Source organism: Microbacterium sp. Bi98, assembly GCF_918698045.1.
Classification (GTDB): Bacteria; Actinomycetota; Actinomycetes; order Actinomycetales; family Microbacteriaceae; genus Microbacterium.
Map to the genome: position 1 here is coordinate 358,686 of NZ_CAKKLK010000001.1, position 17,196 is coordinate 375,881.

General features: G+C 70.1%; 11 protein-coding genes. 3 read left to right on the forward strand and 8 right to left on the reverse strand.

Translation table 11 applies throughout. The annotated features are described in order from the left end of the window. Nucleotides 1-92: 92 nt before the first annotated feature. Nucleotides 93-1,916 (forward strand): HSP90 family protein, encoded by a 1,824-nt coding sequence (locus tag LQZ85_RS01770; RefSeq protein WP_056279786.1) that lies wholly within the window; start codon nucleotides 93-95, stop codon nucleotides 1,914-1,916. Between the two features lie 52 nt (nucleotides 1,917-1,968). Further along, nucleotides 1,969-4,767 (forward strand): hypothetical protein, encoded by a 2,799-nt coding sequence (locus LQZ85_RS01775; RefSeq protein ID WP_230100384.1) that lies wholly within the window; start codon nucleotides 1,969-1,971, stop codon nucleotides 4,765-4,767. A gap of 18 nt (nucleotides 4,768-4,785) precedes the next feature. Here LQZ85_RS01775 and poxB read toward each other — a convergent pair whose 3' ends face one another. The 7 genes from poxB to gabT all read right to left on the reverse strand — a co-directional run bounded on the left by poxB (nucleotide 4,786) and on the right by gabT (nucleotide 14,836). Beyond that, complete coding sequence (poxB, locus tag LQZ85_RS01780; protein ID WP_230100385.1) at nucleotides 4,786-6,510, reverse strand: ubiquinone-dependent pyruvate dehydrogenase; 1,725 nt, start codon at nucleotides 6,508-6,510, stop codon at nucleotides 4,786-4,788. A 130-nt stretch (nucleotides 6,511-6,640) separates the two neighbouring features. Next, the gene (locus LQZ85_RS01785) at nucleotides 6,641-8,005 is read right to left on the reverse strand and encodes an NAD-dependent succinate-semialdehyde dehydrogenase (protein ID WP_230100386.1); all 1,365 of its coding nucleotides are present in this window, start codon (nucleotides 8,003-8,005) and stop codon (nucleotides 6,641-6,643) included. 25 nt (nucleotides 8,006-8,030) lie between these two features. Next, nucleotides 8,031-9,497, reverse strand: coding sequence for an NAD-dependent succinate-semialdehyde dehydrogenase (locus tag LQZ85_RS01790; protein WP_053097450.1), 1,467 nt, complete (start codon nucleotides 9,495-9,497; stop codon nucleotides 8,031-8,033). Nucleotides 9,498-9,546: 49 nt separating this feature from the next. After that, nucleotides 9,547-11,091: an APC family permease gene (locus tag LQZ85_RS01795; protein ID WP_056279777.1), complete on the reverse strand. Its 1,545-nt coding sequence runs from the start codon at nucleotides 11,089-11,091 to the stop codon at nucleotides 9,547-9,549. Then, complete coding sequence (locus tag LQZ85_RS01800; RefSeq protein WP_053097452.1) at nucleotides 11,091-11,975, reverse strand: universal stress protein; 885 nt, start codon at nucleotides 11,973-11,975, stop codon at nucleotides 11,091-11,093. The genes LQZ85_RS01795 and LQZ85_RS01800 overlap by 1 nt, the downstream gene beginning before the upstream one ends. Next, nucleotides 11,975-13,357, reverse strand: coding sequence for an NAD(P)/FAD-dependent oxidoreductase (locus LQZ85_RS01805; protein WP_056280289.1), 1,383 nt, complete (start codon nucleotides 13,355-13,357; stop codon nucleotides 11,975-11,977). Before LQZ85_RS01805 ends, LQZ85_RS01800 begins: the two co-directional genes overlap by 1 nt. A gap of 111 nt (nucleotides 13,358-13,468) precedes the next feature. After that, a complete protein-coding gene (gene gabT / locus LQZ85_RS01810; RefSeq protein ID WP_053097454.1) occupies nucleotides 13,469-14,836 on the reverse strand; it encodes a 4-aminobutyrate--2-oxoglutarate transaminase in 1,368 nt (455 codons plus the stop codon). Nucleotides 14,837-14,952: 116 nt separating this feature from the next. Here gabT and LQZ85_RS01815 point away from each other — a divergent pair, with 116 nt between their 5' ends. Then, complete coding sequence (locus LQZ85_RS01815) at nucleotides 14,953-16,461, forward strand: PucR family transcriptional regulator ligand-binding domain-containing protein (RefSeq protein ID WP_056279774.1); 1,509 nt, start codon at nucleotides 14,953-14,955, stop codon at nucleotides 16,459-16,461. An 81-nt stretch (nucleotides 16,462-16,542) separates the two neighbouring features. Here LQZ85_RS01815 and LQZ85_RS01820 read toward each other — a convergent pair whose 3' ends face one another. Next, nucleotides 16,543-17,169 carry a TetR/AcrR family transcriptional regulator gene (locus tag LQZ85_RS01820; protein ID WP_230100387.1) on the reverse strand — a complete coding sequence of 209 codons (627 nt, stop codon included), beginning with the start codon at nucleotides 17,167-17,169 and terminating at the stop codon, nucleotides 16,543-16,545. Nucleotides 17,170-17,196: the final 27 nt, after the last annotated feature.

The following is a 17,196-nucleotide window of genomic DNA, read 5'->3' on the forward strand; positions in this document are numbered from 1 at the left end:
AAGCATACGGCATCCGTCGGTCAGCGCCGAACCGGGCCCGCTCTCGTCGTTGTTGTTAGGCTCGGCGGGCGGACGAAACGGGAGGGGGCGCAGTGAGCGCTGACGTGCAGCAGTTCCAGGTGGACCTGCGCGGTGTCGTCGACCTCCTGAGCCGCCACATCTACTCGAGTCCTCGCGTGTATCTGCGCGAACTGCTGCAGAACGCCCGCGATGCGATCACCGCACGCCGCGAGGTCGACGGGCAGGGCGGGAGCATCCGCATCACCGCGCTGACGGACACCACGGGCGAGTTCGTCCTGCGCGACGACGGGATCGGCCTGACCGCAGCCGAGGTAGGCGACCTGCTCGCCACGGTCGGCCGCAGCTCGAAGCGCGACATCTTCGACCTCCCGCGCAGCGACTACCTCGGTCAGTTCGGCATCGGCCTGCTGAGCTGCTTCATGGTCGCCGATTCGATCGTCATCCGCTCGCGCAGCGTCCGGGGCGGCCCGGCCGTCGAGTGGACGGGCAGCGCGGACGGGACCTTCCGCGTCGTGGAGATCGACGACGATCTGCCGATCGGCACGAGTGTGCATCTCCGCCCTCGTTTCGACGCCGACGAGCTGCTGCGCCCCGCGGCCGTGCGAGAGCTGGCCACCGCCTTCGCCGAGTTCCTCCCCGTGCGGGTGATCCTCGACTCTCCGAGCGGCGACGTCGACATCACCCGGCGCGCGCCGTTCCTCGACCCCGCCGACGACATCGACGGCGCCGTGCAGTACGGGCGCGACCTGCTCGGTGCGAGCCCGCTCGACGTGATCGAGCTCAGCGAGCCGGCCACCGGCACACGGGGACTCGCCTACGTCCTGCCCTACGCTCCCCCGCCGGGCGCCCGCCAGGCGACGCGCATGTATCTCGGCAGGATGCTCCTGGGCGAGCGGGTCGACGACGTGCTGCCCGAATGGGCGTTCTTCGTGCGCGCCGTGGTCGATTCGACCGGCCTCGCCCCGACGGCGAGCCGCGAATCGCTCGTCGACGACGCGGCCCTCGAGCGTGTGCGCGAGCAGCTCGGTGCCGGCATCCGCCGCTGGGTGCTCGAGCTGGGCCTGCGCGAACCGCACAGACTCGCCCAGTTCGTGGCGATCCACGAGGTCGGTCTGAAGTCGCTGGTGCGGCACGACGACGAGCTCGCGCAGTTCATCACGCGCTGGCTGACCCTCGAGACCACCCACGGAACGATGCGCATCGGCGACCTCGTCGAACGATACCCGCACGTGCGATTCGCGCAGTCGGTCGACGAGTTCCGCCAGGTCGCAGGGATCTCCCCCGGGTCCGAGGTGCTGGTCAACGGCGGCTACCTGTACGACGCGGACCTCGTGCGGATGCTGCCGGAGCTCTACCCGCACGTGACGATCGAACTCGTCGACGTGGCCGGGGAGCTCGATCGTCTCGACCCTCCGCCGCTGGACGACCGCGACGCCGCGCTGGCCCTCGAGGCCCGCGCCGGCGGCGTGCTGACCGCATCCGGCTGCTCCGTCACCGTGCGGTCGATCGACCAGCCCGAACTCGCAGCGCTGTACGTCGCCGACCCTGAGGTGCTGCGCAGGATCGACCGCGGCCGCACGAAGGGCATCACCGGATCGCTGTGGGGCGGGGTGCTCGACCGCATCGACTCGACCCTCTCGGCCTCCCGCGACGACGATCTCAGCGCGCGCCTGTGCCTGAACTGGTCGAACCGCGTCGTGCGCGCGCTCGTCCGCGTGCAGGACGACGCGGTGTTCGCCCGCACCGTGCAGCTGCTCTACATCCAGGCGCTGCTGGCGGGACACCATCCGCTCTCCGACGCCGATCGCGCACTCATGTCGACCGCGCTCTCGGACCTCGTCTCGCTGTCCGCCGGCATCGAAGCGGATTCGATCCCCTTCGACGACGCCCCCTGATCTCGCTCCGACCGCTCGCTCCGACCGCTCGCTCCGTTCGAAGGATCCCCCCATGACCAGTCCGAAGAAGCGCTTCTCTCAGCTCATCGAGGAGATCGACCGCACGCCCTGGGGTCCGGCGGAGCAGGCGCTGGTGGCGGATGCCGTCTCGCTCGCCGTCGAGCTCGGCGACGAGCGGCTCGAGTACGAGGCGCGGATGAGGCAGACCGCCTCCGCGAACATGAACGGCGCGACGGATGTGATGCTGAACTCGTTCGCGTGGTGCCTCGCCCGACACGACTCCGACCCGCAGCGCTTCCCCGCCGACCTCGACTACGGCGGCGCCGATCTGATGTGGCAGTTCAAATGGATGGCGTCTTCTCTGCGTTCGTCGCCCGCGTTCTCGACCGAGCAGATCACCGCGGTCCTCGACGACATGGAGACGCACTATCGCAAGGCAGGGCTCGGCATGAGCGGAGTGCTCACGGCCCGATTCGAAGACGCCTGGGACGCCGGTCGACTCGACGACGCCGAGGCTCTGCGCGCGCAGCTCGAGGCCACACCCCGAGACGACCACAGCCACTGCGACGCCTGCGGACGCAGCCAGTTCGCCGGCTTCTTCGCCGAGACCGATCGGGATGCCGAGGCCATCCGACTCGTCGAGGAGATGCTCGAAGGCGGCTTCTCGTGCGGCGAGGAGCCCGAGCACGCACTGTCACGCGTGCTCGTGCCCTACCTTCGTGCCGGGCGCTTCGACGAGGCGAGGAGCGCGCACCTGCGCAGCTACCGGCTCGCGAAGGACAACCCGGACAACCTGCGGATCGTCGCCCACAACATCGTGTTCGCCGCCCTCACCGGCAACGAGGCACGCGCGCTCGCGCAGGTCGAGCGTCACATCGGCTGGCTCGCTCACGACGGACTCAACGTCGATGCCCACTTCGCCGCGCTGGCGGCGTTCGCCTTCGCCCTCGATCGTGTGACCGCGGCGGGTCACGGCGATGCCACGGTGCGCGGTGCCGACTCCCCCGCGCTCGAGGAGTTCTTCGGCGAGCACGACGGAGCCTGGGGCGCCGCCGAACTCGCCGCCACCGCGTGGGCTGCCGCCGAGCGCATCGGCTCGGACTTCGATCTGCGGGACGGCACCGAGGGCCACGCCCGCAGCCTCACCCGCCTGCGCGCTCTCGCCGACGAGCACTACGACGTGCCCATCCGTTCGGATGCCTTCGTCACGGCTCCGGACGCGGCGACACCCGACGATCCCGACGCGTGGTTCGAACGGGTCATGAACCTCGCCCAGTTCGGCGCGGAGCACGAGACGTTGCGCGCCCTGCCGCACGCGCTGAGCGTCGAGGACCCTTCGAAGCTCGCCGAGCTCCTGTCGATGCGCCTCGGCATCCTGATCGCCCTCGACCGAGCAGAAGAGGCCGCCGACCTGCTGCCCGCGCGGATCGATGCCCTGCGCGCCGCAGGGCTCGACGCACAGGCCGATCTCGAACTGCGCCTCGGTCTCGCGACCTTCGGCCTGAACACCCCCGAGGCTGCGGCGGCGCTCGAGGACGAGCTCGCGAACACGGACGCTCTGCCCGCATGGTCGCGCGGAGATCTGGCGATCAGCCGCGCGTCGCTGCACCTGCACGCGGATGAACCCGGCGCCGCCCTCGACATGGCAGAGATCGCGGCTCGCGCCTTCGCCGAGGCCGAGGACGCGCGCCTCTCGAACACGACGACGCTCGTCGCCATCTCGGCCGTGCTGCAGAAGGGCGACATCGAAGCGGCATCCGCTCTGCTCGATCGCTTCTTGGCCCAGGACGATCTCAGCATCGGTCATCGCGCGCAGGCGCTGCAGACGCGCGCGAAGGTGCGCGGCGGAAGCGAGTCGTTCGCGGAGGGCGCTGCGGATGCCGACGAGGCGACCCGTCTTCTCGCCGGGCTCGGTGCGACCACGGCCCTGGCCGCCGCGCACCTGCTCGCGGGGGCGCTCTGGGAGGACGCGGGCGACCCCGAGAAGGCCGTCACCCGCTACCGGGTCACCTCGCGGCTCGTCGCGCAGGAGGGCGGCGACCAGGCGGGCGCGGACTTCCGGCTCGCGCGCGCGATGCTCGCGGCCGGGGACGCCGAGGTGGCGGCCGAGCTGTTCGGACAGGTACTCGAGCGCGAAGAGCAGGCCGAGGTACCCGCCGCCTCCCGAGCGATGACGGCGTCTCTTCTCGCGCGCGCCCTCGGATCGGCCGGCGAGTTCGGACAGGCTGTCGGCGCATTCGGGTATGCGGGCGAGCTCTTCGGCGAGGCGGAGGAGCATGCCGACCAGGCGATGGCGCTGACCGAGCGCGCCAAGATCCTCGCCCGGTTCGACGAGCACGCGGAGGCGATCGCGACACTCGAATCGGCATCCGAGATCGTGCGCCGGGCCCCCGAGGCGGTCGGCGCCCTCGCTGACGTGCTGCACAACCTCGGACAGGCTTATGCGGCCACGCAGGACGACCGCGCCTTCGCCCTCTTCGACGAGGTCGCCGCGCTCGCTCACGAGCACGAGGCGGCGTGGCTGCTCGCCGACGTCACCGACTCGCGGGGCCGGGCGCTCGCCCAGTTCGGCCGCACCGACGAGGCCGTCGCCGCTGCGCTCACCGCGGCCGACGGATTCGCGGCGATCGGGGATGCGGGCTCGGCCGGCGGCTCCGAGCTGTTCGCCGCCCGTCTGCTGGTCGGCGACGACCGGGCTGCGGACTCCGTGCCGATCTACCGCAGCGCCCTCGAGCACTCCGACGGCTACCCGCCGCTGCAGCAGGTCTCGGCGCTCGAACTCGGCAACGTGCTCGAGGCGCTCGGACGCCACGGCGAGGCGACCGAGGTGCGGGCACTCCTCGACAGCTGACTCAGAGGAACTGCTGACTCAGAGGAACTGACGCCAGTTGGCCCGCGCGAGGTCGAGCAGCTCGTCTCCCTTGCCCGACATCACCGTGCGGATCGCGTACAGAGCGAAGCCCTTGACCTGCTCGGCCTCGATCGCCGGGGGCATCGACAGCTCCTGGCGCTCGGTCACGACGTCGAGCAGCGCAGGGCCGTCATGCGCGAGCACCTCGCGGACGGCATCCGGCAGGTCCTCGCTGTTCTCGACCCGACGGGCGAAGATCCCCATGGCCTCGGCGATGGCCGCGAAGCTCGGGTTGTCGAGCGCGGTGCCGTAGTTGACGAAGCCCGCGGCCTTCATCTCGAGCTCGACGAAGTTCAGCGACGAGTTATTCACGACGACGGTCTTCACGGGCAGCTTGTTCTGCGTGAGCGTGAGCAGTTCGCCCAGCATCATCGCGAGCCCGCCGTCGCCGGCGAGCGCGACCACCTGACGAGCCGGATGCGAGACCTGCGCGCCGATGCCGTGCAGCAGCGCATTCGCCATCGACCCGTGTGTGAACGAGCCGATCAGGCGTCGGTTCTCGGTCATCGACAGATATCGGGCGGCCCACACGGTGGGCGAGCCGACGTCGGCGGTGAAGATCGCGTCATCCGCGGCCTGCTCATCGAGCAGCCGGGCGAGGTACTGCGGATGGATGGGGCGGCCTGCCTTGGTCGGCGTCGCGAGGTCGTCGAGCTTGGCCCTGGTCTTGCGATAGTGCGCGGTGGAGTCGTCGAGGTGACCGCGGTCGTTCGTCTCGGCGAGTCGCGGCAGCAGCGCCGTGACGGTCGCGCCGACGTCGCCGACCAGGCCCAGATCGAGCGGATGCCGTTTGCCGAGCTGCGAGCCGCGGATGTCGACCTGGATCGTCGTGGCGTGCTCGGGATAGAACTGCTCGTAGGGGAAGTCGCTGCCCAGCACCAGCAGCGTGTCGGCGGCTTCCATCGCCCGGTAGCCGGAGGCGAAGCCGAGCAGCCCCGTCATGCCGACGTCGAACGGGTTGTCGTACTCGATGAACTCCTTGCCCCGGAGCGCGTGCACGATCGGCGCACCGAGTCGGTCGGCGAGTGCGATGACCTCGTCGTGAGCCCCCTCGACACCCGCGCCTGCGAGGATCGTTGTCTTCTTCGAGGCGTTGAGCAGCGTCGCGGCGCGCGCGAGCTCGTCTCCGCTCGGCACGATCACGGGGTGCGAGCGTTCGATGACCACGGCTCGGTCGTCGGCGATCTCCGAGAGCGCGACGTCGCCCGGGATCACGAGCACCGCGACCCCGCGCTGCTCGATGGCGGCGCGCATCGCGATCTCCAACAGGCGCGGCATCTGCTTGGGGTCGGCGACGTACTCGACGTAGACGCTGCACTCGCGGAAGAGCTCCTGCGGGTGGGTCTCCTGGAAGTACCCTGTGCCGATCTCGGTGGTGGGGATGTGCGCGGCGATCGCCAGCACCGGCACCCGCGAGCGGTTCGCGTCGAAGAGTCCGTTGATCAGGTGCAGGTTGCCCGGACCGCACGAACCGGCGACCACCGCGAGCTCACCCGTGAGCGACGCATCGGCCGCCGCCGCGAATGCCGCGGACTCCTCGTGCCGCACGTGCACCCAGCGGATGCCGCCGTCCTTCCGGAGGGCGTCGGTGAACCCGTTGAGGGAGTCGCCCGGGAGGCCGTAGACACGGTCGATCCCGTTGGCGCGGAGGGTCTTGACGATGTTCGCTGCGACGGTTGCCATGCTTCCAACCTACGCCCGGGTGCCGCGGAGGGATCCGGCATCCGTCGAACATCCGCTCTCCGGATGCCGCACTGCGGAGACGACGATGGGGGCGGATGCCGTGGCATCCGCCCCCATCAGGGAGAGTCGCTCAGCCGATGCGGATCAGCTTCTTGTTGACGAACTCGTCGGCGGCGAGGTGACCCAGCTCACGCGACGTGCCGCTGCGCTTGATGCCACCGAACGGCAGCTCGGGGCTGTCGGCCAGCACCAGGTTGACGTAGACCATGCCCGCCTCGATGTTGTCGGCGACACGCTCGGCCTGCTCGGCATCGGTCGTGAAGACGTACGAGCCGAGCCCGAAGGTCGTGTCGTTCGCGAGGGCGACAGCGGCATCCTCATCGGCGACCCGGTAGACGACCGCCGCGGGGCCGAAGAGCTCCTCGCGGTAGACGTTCATGTCGGGCGTCACGTCGGCGAGCACGGTCGGGGCGAAGAACGCCCCGTCGCGGGTGCCGCCGGTCAGCAGCGTCGCTCCCTGCTCGACGGCCTGGTCGATCTGCTTCTGCAGGGTCTCCGCCGCCGTCTCCGACGAGACCGGGCCGAGCACGGTGTCGTCGAGCGTCGGGTCGGTCGCCTGCACCGATGCCATCGCGGCCGTGAACTTCTCGACGAACGAGTCGTACAGGTCGTCGACGATGATGAAACGCTTCGCGCCGTTGCACGCCTGGCCGTTGTTGTCGAGACGCGCGTCGACGCCCGCCTGCACGGTGGCGTCGAGGTCGTCGGTCGAGAGCACGATGAACGGGTCGGACCCGCCGAGCTCGAGCGCGACCTTCTTGAGGTTGCGTCCGGCGATCTCGGCGACCGCTGCGCCTGCGCGCTCCGAGCCGGTGAGCGAGACGCCCTGCACGCGCGGGTCGGCGATCATGTCGGCGATCTGCTCGTTGGTCGCGAGGACGTTCTGGTACGCGCCCGTCGGGAATCCGGCGTCGTGGTAGATCGCCTCGATCGCGGTCGACGACTCCGGGCACTGCGGAGCAGGCTTCAGCAGGATCGTGTTGCCGACGATCAGGTTCGGCGCAGCGAAGCGGACGATCTGATAGGCCGGGAAGTTCCACGGCATGATGCCGACGAGCGGTCCGAGCGACGACCGGCGCACGATCGCCGAGCCCTCGCCGAGGATCGCGATCGGCTGGTCGGCCATGATGGCCTCGGCCTGGTCGGCGTAGTACTCGGCGATGTCGGCGGCGAAGTCGACCTCCCCGAGGGCGGCCTCGCGGGGCTTGCCCATCTCGCGCACGAAGACGTCGGCGAGCTCCTCGCGGCGCTCGCGGTGCAGCTCGGCGGCGCGACGGAGGAGCGCTGCGCGCTCAGCCACGGTCGAGGACCGGGACCATTCGCGGTGCGCCTCGTCGGCGGCCGCGACAGCCGCCTCGATCTGCGCATCCGTGAACGTGTCGAAGGACGCCAGCGTCTCTCCGGTGGCGGGGTTGATGACGGCGTAATCGGTCATGTTCTCTCCTCCTCTGGCCGACCGGTCAGGAGACCGGGATCAGCGTGTACTTGGTGGACAGGTACTCGTGGATGCCCTCGAGACCGCCCTCGCGGCCGACGCCGGACTGCTTGACGCCGCCGAAGGGGGCGGCGGCGTTCGACACCACGCCCACGTTGAGACCCATCATGCCGGTCTCGAGCCGGTCGATCATCCGCTGCCCGCGCTGCAGGTTCTCGGTGAACACGTACGAGACCAGTCCGTACTCGGTGTCGTTGGCGAGACGGACGGCCTCGTCCTCGTCCTCGAAGGTCGCGATCGCCAGCACCGGGCCGAAGATCTCCTCGCGGAGGATCGCCGAGCCCGCCACCACGTCGGTGAGCACGGTCGGCTCGTAGAAGGTGCCCGTGCCCTCGACGGCCTTGCCACCCGCGAGCAGGGTCGCGCCGCGCTCGACGGCGTCGTCGACGAGCTCGCCGGCCTTCGCGACGGCATCCTCGTCGATCAGCGGGCCGATGGCCACGCCCTCTTCGGTGCCGCGGCCGATCTTCATCGCGTTGACGCGCTCGGTGACCTTGCGGCCGAATTCCTCGGCGACGTCCTTGTGCACGATGAAGCGGTTGGCAGCGGTGCACGCCTGGCCGATGTTGCGGAACTTCGCGGCCAGTGCGCCGTCGACGGCCTTGTCGAGGTCGGCATCGTCGAAGACGACGAACGGCGCATTGCCGCCGAGCTCCATCGACACGCGCAGCACGCCCTCAGCGGCCTGGGCGATGAGCTTGCGGCCCACCTCCGTCGAACCGGTGAACGACAGCTTGCGCAGGCGCGGGTCGGCGATGATCGGGGCCGAGAGCGCCGACGACTTGGAGGTCTGCACCACGTTCACGACACCGGCGGGGAGGCCGGCCTTCTCGAGCAGCGACGTGAAGAACATCGTCGTCAGCGGCGTGAGTGCCGGGGGCTTGATCACCACGGTGCAGCCGGCGGCGAGCGCCGGCGCGATCTTGCGGGTGGCCATCGCGAACGGGAAGTTCCACGGCGTCACGAAGAACGAGGGGCCGACGGGCCGCTGCGAGACGACCATGTGGCCGGTGCCCTCCGGGTTGATGCCGTAGCGACCGCTGATGCGCACGGCCTCCTCGCTGAACCAGCGGAGGAACTCGCCGCCGTAGCCGACCTCGCCGCGCGCCTCGGCGAGCGGCTTGCCCATCTCGAGGGTCATCAGCAGCGCGAGATCCTCCTTGTGCTCCTGCACGAGGTCGAATGCCCGGCGCAGGATGTCGCTGCGGGTGCGAGGTGCGGTCGCGGCCCATGCGTCCTGCGCGGCGACTGCCGCATCCAGCGCGCGGATGCCGTCACCCGGGGTCGCGTCGGCGATCGTGCGGATGACCGCACCGGTCGCGGGGTCCTTCACGTCGAACGTGCCCCCGGTCTCGCCGTCGATCCACTCTCCCCCGATGAAGAGGCCGGTGGGGATGCTGTCGAGCAGCGCCTGCTCAGTCTGAGTGCTCATGGAATCTCTTTCTGTGGGGAGGATGGGATGCCGGTGCCGCGGGATTCCGTCAGCGCCGGCGGTTGCTCGCGGGAGCATCCATGCTGAGGGTCTCGCCGCGGAAGAACGCCGGGCGCTTGATGGACTGCCAGATCATGATGACGATGCCGATCACGATGATGCCGACGCCGAGGACGAACACGAGTCCGAGGCCCCCGATGTTCGATCCGCTGCCGTACGCGGGGTCCATCGAGTCGATGAGCGTCGTGACGAACAGGACGGCGAGAATCGCACCGCCGACGAGCGGGAACAGGAACGTGAAGAAGAAGCTCCTGGCGGAGTCGAACCACTGCTTGCGAAAGTACCAGACGCACGCGAACGCGGTGAGGCCGTAGTAGAAGCAGATCATCATGCCGAGCGACAGGATGGTGTCGGTGAGGACGTTCTCGCTGACGAGGCGCATCACGGCGTAGAAGACGGATGCGACGACGGCCGACACGATCGTCGAGTAGCCCGGCGTGAAGAACCGCGGGCTGACCCGGGCGAACTTCTTGGGCAGGGCGCCGTAGTGCCCCATCGCCAGCAGCGTGCGAGCGGGTCCGACTGCGGTCGACTGCAGCGAGGCCGCCGAGCTCGACAGCACCGCGAGCGAGACCAGGAACGCCAGCGGTCCGAGGATCGGATCCGAGAGCGCGAAGAACACGTTCGCCGAGATGTCCTCGTTCGCGAGCCCGTAGTCGCCCGTGCCGACGCCGGCGAACATGATGAGGCCGATGGCCAGCAGCAGGTAGAGGGCGACGACGACGACGACCGTGACCATCGCGGCGCGCCCCGGCGTCTTGGCCGGGTCCTTCGTCTCCTCGTTCATGGTGAGGACGACGTCCCAGCCCCAGAAGATGAAGATCGACAGCGAGAGCCCTGCGGCGAAGGCGCTGAAGGACGGAACCTCGAACGGGTTGAACCACGACCACGAGAAGGGGGTCGGCTCGGGAGCGTCTCCGGAGACGGCCTTGACGATCGCGACGGTGGCGAAGACCACGAGCACGAGCACCTGGAAGCCGACGAGGATGTACTGGAACTTCTGCGTCGTCTGCATGTCGCGGTACGACACGAGCGTCGCGCCGAGCATGAAGAGCAGGCACACGACGACGTTGATGATCGGGTTGAACGCCAGGTCGGCGATCTCGGGGTTGCCGCTGAGCTGGGCGATCAGCAGGAAGAGGAACTCGACCGCGATGCCGGCGAGGTTCGACAGCACGATGACGGTGGCGGCGATCAGGCCCCAGCCCGTCATCCAGCCGATCCACGGCCCGAACGCCCGCACTCCCCACGTGAACGAGGTGCCGGAGTCCGGCATCATGCGGTTGAGCTCGCGGTAGCCGAAGGCGGTCAGGAGCATCGGGATGAAGCCGACGAGCATGATCGCGGGCACCTGGGTGCCGACGACGGCGACCGTCGGGCCGAGCGATGCGGTGAGCGTGTAGGCCGGCGCGATGGTCGAGACGCCGATGACGACGGCTCCGAGCACTCCGACGGCACCCGCGCTCAGCCCTTTCTGCGAGATGCCGGTCGTCACACCGGATGCGGGCTCCGTCGCCCGGTTCGTGCTGCTCATCAGCGGACTCCTGCTTCGGCGCGGGTGCGCGGGACGACGATCATGGGAACGGGCAGTTCGTGCAGCATCTTCGCTGCGGTCGAGCCCAGGAACAGGCGGCGCGGCTGCGCCAGGCGACTGGAGCCGACGAGGACGACCTCGCCGGGGAGCCACGAGAGGTTCGCGACGGCATCTTCGACGGTGTCGCCGGGGGCCTCTTCGACCTCGGCCTTCAGCTCGTCGGGCAGCAGGCTCTTGGCGACCTCGAGCACGTCGTTCGCGTGCGCGTCGCCGACCACGCGGATCGCGCCGGTGTCGAGACCGGGCGGCACGTCGAACGGCACGAGCGAGACGAGGCGCAGGCCGACACGGGACTCGGTGGCGATCGCGGCGGCCTCGTCGAGGAGGTTGTCGGCACCCGCGCGGTTGCCGACCGCGGCCGTCACGCGAGGAAGCACGTGATCGTCCTGGTCCGCGGTGCCCGCAGGGGCGAGCGCGACGGGGATGGTCGACGAGTGCAGCAGCTCCGACGCGACGCTGCCGAGGCGGTGGCGGCCGAAGATGCTGCCGCCGGCCGTGCCGATGACGATCAGCCTGGCGCCGAACTCCTCGCCCGCGGCGATCAGCCCTTCGGCGAAGGACTCGCCGAACCGCACGTGGCCCGTGCGGGTGAGCTCCTGCGGCAGTCGGACGACCGCATCCTCGAGCCATTCCTTCGCCTGGCGGCGGATGTGGTCCTCATACGCCCGCTCGGGGGGAACGGCCGCGCTGCGGGTGCCCTCCGACGGCAGCACGATCACGAGGTGCAGCACCGCGCCGAGGCTGCGGGCGAGCCGCGCGCCGAGCGCTGCGGCATCCGCTCCCGCATCCGTCGCGGTGTAGCCGACGACGACCGCGCCGGTCATCAGCCGACCTCGGCGGTGTCGCCGGCGGCGCGCGTCGCTTCGACGATGTTCGAGGCGACGAGGTGCCCCATGCGGATCGCGCCGTCGACGTGCTGATATCCGGCGCCCGCCATGTCGCTGCACGCGAAGTGGATGGGGCCGACGGCCGAGCGGAGGTCGGCGCCATAGCGGTGGAGTCCGCCCATGTCGAAGCTCGCCGCGTACGCTCCGCGGGTCCACTCCTCCGTGCCCCAGTCGCTCTCGTAGTAGACGACCGGGTTCTTCGCCTCGTCGCCGTAGTAGTGCGAGAGGGACTCGAGGATGCGCTCCTTGCGCTCCTCGGCCGACAGCGTGAACAGGTCGTCGGCGTTCTGGTCGCTGACGAAGCCGACCAGGGTGCCGCGCTCGTCGCCGTGGTTCGTGTTGTCGTACGCCTCGTGCGCGAGCTCGTACGGGCTGAACGCGGTGCCGCTGAGGCCCTGCTCGCGCCAGAACGGGCGGTCGTAGACGGCGTGCACCTTGATGACGAAGCCCATCGAGATGTGCTGGTGCATCTGGTGCTGGCGTCGGGGAAGCGGCGGGACGAAGGCGATACGGCTGTAGAGCACCGGAGCATGCGCGAGGATCGCGAAGCGGGCGCGCACGGTGGTGTCGTCGGTCGAGGCGGTCACACCGTCGACGCCCCATTCGAGCGAGCGCACCGGCTGGTTGAGGATGACGTCGTCGCCCAGGCGCTCGGCGAGCAGCAGCGGCACCTTCTGCAGACCGCCCACCACCCGCTTGTCGAGGATGAAGTCGGCGTCGACGAGGTTGGAGTACGACCCGGCGGATGCCGCCATGAGCAGCGACTGCAGCAGCGAGAACGAGTGCGTCGGCTTGGTGAGCATCGCGGAGCCGGTGGCGAAGGCGAGATTGCGCACGGCCTCGTCATCGTCGGTCTGCACACGCAGCCAGGCGTCCCAGGTGATCGAGTCCCATTCCTTCGCGAGCTGGTGCTCCCACGGACGGTCGGGGTCGATCTCGGCGACCATGGCGTCGAGGCGCTCGGTGATCTCGGCGATGACGGCCTCGGTCTCAGCGGACACCGGGAACATCTCGCCGGTGAAGCGATGCGTCTGCCCGTCCGGACCGACGTAGACGCTGTCGCCCTCGCGGTAGCGGCTGTAGGTCTCGAGCCCCAGCTCCTCGATGGTGTCCTTCAGGGCGTCCTGGTCGGGCGAGACCCACTGGCCGCCGATCTCGAGCATGGCGCCGTCGATGACGTCGGTCCACAGTCGTCCGCCGACGCGGTCACGCGCCTCGAGTACGGCGACCGACAGGCCGGCCTTGCGCAGGTCGTTCGCCGCCGTGAGCCCTGCGGCTCCGGCTCCGACGATCAGCACGTCGCGAGTGATCTCAGCCATCTGCTTCTCCTTCATTGGAAAGGTTGTGCCGGCCGCGACTCGAAATCCCCCGATCCTCGTCGCGGCCGGACGTGTGGTGGCAGTCGCGGACGAACCGCGGCTGCTGGTCTGTCAGCCCGCGGTGGCGGCGAGCGCGGCCGCGACGACGTCGAGGCCCTCGTTCAGGAGGTCGTCGCCGATCGAGAGCGGCGGGAGGAACCGGATGACGTTGCCGTAGGTGCCGCACGTCAGGACGATGACGCCCTGCGCGACGCAGGCCTTGGCGACCGCGGAGGTGAGGGCGGCGTCGGGCGCGTTGGTCTCGGGGTCGACGAACTCGGCGGCGATCATGGCGCCGTGGCCGCGGATGTCTCCGATGCGGGTGTCCTTCTCCTGCATGGCTCCGAGGCGTGCCGTGAGGATCTCGCCGATCTCGCGAGCGCGCTCGATCACGCCGTCGTTCTCGAACACATCGATCGCGGCGAGCGCCGCAGCGCAGGCGATCGGGTTTCCGCCGTAGGTGCCGCCGAGGCCGCCTGCGTGCGAGGCGTCCATGATCTCGGAGCGCCCCGTGACGGCGGCGAGGGGCAGACCGCCCGCGATGCCCTTGGCGGTCGTGATGAGGTCGGGCTCGATGCCGAAGATCTCGCTCGCGAACATGTGGCCGGTGCGGGCGAAGCCGGTCTGCACCTCGTCGGCGATGAACACGACGCCGTTCGCGCGGGACCACGAGGCGATCGCCGGGAGGAAGCCCTCCGCCGGGACGATGAAGCCGCCCTCTCCCTGGATCGGCTCGATGATGACGGCGGCGAGGTTGTCGGCGCCGATCTGCTTCTCGAGCTGCAGGATCACGCGGGCGGCGGCCTCTGCGCCGTCGAGACCGTCGCGGAACGGGTACGACATCGGCGCACGGTACACCTCAGGGGCGAACGGGCCGAAGCCGCTCTTGTACGGCATCGACTTCGCGGTCAGCGCCATGGTGAGGTTGGTGCGGCCGTGGTAGCCGTGGTCGAAGGCGACGACGGCCTGGCGACCGGTGTGCTTGCGGGCGATCTTGATCGCGTTCTCGACGGCCTCGGCGCCGGAGTTGAACAGGGCGCTCTTCTTGGCGAAGTCGCCGGGAGTGAGGCGGTTGAGCGCTTCGGCGACACCGATGTACGACTCGTACGGCGAGATCATGAAGCAGGTGTGCGTGAACTGCGCGGCCTGCGCGGCCACGGCTGCGGCGATCTTGGGGTGCGCGTTGCCGACGGTCGTCACGGCGATGCCGGAGCCGAGGTCGATCAGCGAGTTGCCGTCGGCATCCACGACCACTCCCCCGCCGGCGGCGACGGCCGCGACGGGAACCGTGTGCCCGACGCCGGCGGCGACGGCATCGGCCTTGCGGGCGAGGATCTCGGCCGAGCGGGGGCCGGGAAGGTCGGTGACGAGACGACGCTCCTGGGGGAGGTCGGGTCCGCCGAGCGGGACTGCAACAGCTGCGGTGTCGAGGAGAGCCATGTCCGTGAGCGTACGACCGCATCCGGCGTCGGCGCATTCGCCCGGCTGTACAATCTGGGAGAGGTCATCGCCCGACCGTATAAGCGCTGATCCGGATGCCGAGAGGACCGCAGCGCATGGACGACGCCGAACAGCCCACGCTGCGCGCTCTCTTCCGGCGCCGCGATCTCGGGCTCGTGCTGATCTCGGACGCGGACGGCCTTCCGGACGGCGCCCTCGATCGCGCCCTGCGGTGGGTGCACAGCTCCGACCTCGCCGACCCGACGCCGTTCCTCGCCGAGGACCTCGCACTGCTGACGACGGGTACCCAGTTCGACGTCGGCACCGATTTCGACGTCTACGTCGGGCGGCTGGCGGATCGCGGGGTGCTCGGCCTCGGATTCGGCACGGACGTGCACCGTGCCGCGATCCCCGACGAGCTGATCCTCGAGTGCGCACGCCGCGGGATCCCCCTCTTCGAAGTCCCCTATCGCACGCCCTTCATCGCCGTCGCCCGCGCGCACTCCGAAGCGATCGCGGCGCAGGCCTACGCCCGCAGGTCGTGGGCGCTCGACACCCAGCGCGCACTCGCACTGGCCGCGCTGCGCCCCCGCGGACTCGACGCGACCGTCGCAGAGCTCGGCCGCCGTCTGGATGTCTGGGCCGGAATGTACGACGCGTCCGGCGCCCTGCAGCTGTCGCACCCCCGATCGGCCGTCACTGCAGGACGACTGACCGAGCTCGGCGAACGGGTCACCGAGATCCTCACCCGTGGGCTCGAGGCCGGGCAGTCGCTCACGATCGACGATCAGACGTTCACGCTCTTCACGGTGGGGCGCGGCGGACACCTGCGCGGGGTGATCGCGTTGGCTGTCGATGCGCTCGACGCCGAGGCGCGCACGGTCGTGACGTCGGTGATCGCGATGGCCGGACTTGCGCTCGAGCAGAGCGACCAGCTCGCCCGCAGCAAGCGTCGGCTGAACTCGCAGCTGCTGAGCTCGCTGCTCGACGACGATCCGTCCCTCGCGCGGAAGGTCCTCGGCTCGATGCCCTCGGCACCCGTGGTGGTCGCGATCGCCGCGGATGCTCCGACCGGCCCGTTCGCCGACTGGTGGGATCGGCGCAGGGCCGAGCACGGCACCGCCAGCTTCCTCGCCGAATCATCCGAGGGCGTGGTGCTCTGCCTGTCCATGGCCGATGACGCACTGCTCGACGAGGTCGCCACCCGGTTCGGCATCCGCATCGGCGCGTCCGGTTCCGAGTCGTACGACGCGTTCTCCCGAGCCCACGCACAGGCGCTCGCGGCGCTGCGCCAGCAGTCCGGCGCCGGGGTGTTCCACTTCGCCGATGCCGCCGGATCCAGCATCCTCAGCGCACTGGCCACGGATGAGGCCCGGCTGGTCGCCGAATCGCGGCTCGCGCCGATCCGCGACCACGACGCGCGATCCGGCGGCGACCTCGAACGGTCCCTGCGCACCTGGCTCGAGCACGATGCGAAGGCGGATCCTGCGGCGGCGGCACTCGGTGTGCACCGCCACACGCTGCGGTCGCGGATCGCCCAGGCCGGAGCGCTCCTGGGAAGCGACCTCTCGTCGTTCCCCGCCCGCGCCGAGCTGTGGACGCTGCTGCAGACCGCACGGGACTGAACCGGGGTCCTCGACCGAACGGCCGGCGGTCCCCGCCCGGCGGAGTGGGCGGATGCCGGGCCTCCGCCATCCGCGCGCCCTTCAGTCGGGCCGTCGTTCGGCGGGGTGGAGGTAGCGCCCGACGAACTCCTCGAAGAGCGGGACCATGCCGACGGAATCGTCGAGGAGCCACTGGAGCTGGATGCCGTCCATGACCGCGCTGATCAGCCGGGCCGCCCGAGCGGGGTCGATGTCCTCGCGCACCTCTCCGTCGGCCTGACCTCGCCGCAGGATCTCTTCTGCGGCCACGGCGCGCTCGCGGTATCGGGCGGCGAAGTCGGCGTGCGACGGGTGGCCGGGGTCTGTGGCCTCCGCCGAGACGATCGCGTAGAGGGCGGTGAGACCCCGCGAGGTCTGGTTGTGCGCGACGACGCGCGTGGCCTGTTCGATCAGGGTGTGCTCGGCAGGGTCGCCCGCCGCCTCCCGCACCTTCTCGTCACGTTGGTGGAGCACCTCGGCGAAGAGCTCCTCCTTGCCCGCGAAATGGTGCAGCAGGCCGGTCGGCGTCACGCCGACGCGCTTCGCGATCTCCCGCAGGGATCCACCGTGGAATCCCGTGCGGGAGAACACCGCGAGCGCTTCGTCGACGATCGCCTGCCTGCGCGCCTGGCCGGTGGCGTAGGGACCGCGAGGCCGTCGCGCCGCCATCGGCTGCTCATCCGTGCTCATGCGCCCGTCCTGTCTCTCGGCGCGAAA